General features: G+C 60.4%; 1 protein-coding gene. It reads left to right on the top strand.

Features of this window, described 5'->3' with window-relative positions; genetic code table 11:
- Positions 1 to 144, top strand: a 144-nt coding sequence (locus tag QP415_RS11910) for a peptide-methionine (R)-S-oxide reductase (RefSeq protein ID WP_285100219.1), incomplete at its 5' end; no start/stop codon positions are given.
- Positions 145 to 268: the final 124 nt, after the last annotated feature.

Genomic DNA, 268 nt, shown 5'->3' on the forward strand with positions numbered 1-268 from the left:
CGTTCACACGGCATGGTGCGCACGGAGGTGCGGTGCGCTCGCTGCGATTCTCACCTGGGTCATGTCTTTGACGATGCTCCCCGTCAGCCAACAGGGCTGCGTTACTGCATGAATTCTGTCAGCCTCGACTTTGAAGAGCACTGATGCCGGGACCGGAACCGTTATCGGCACACCGACCTGCTTCCGTACACCGACCTGCATCCCGAGGTAAAGGCTCCGCTCTGCGAGCTGCGTCAATCGCGATCCCTGCGCCTTTCTTTCTGGTCGG

The sequence above is a fragment of the Pauljensenia sp. UMB3104 genome (assembly GCF_030217285.1).
GTDB lineage: Bacteria > Actinomycetota > Actinomycetes > Actinomycetales > Actinomycetaceae > Pauljensenia.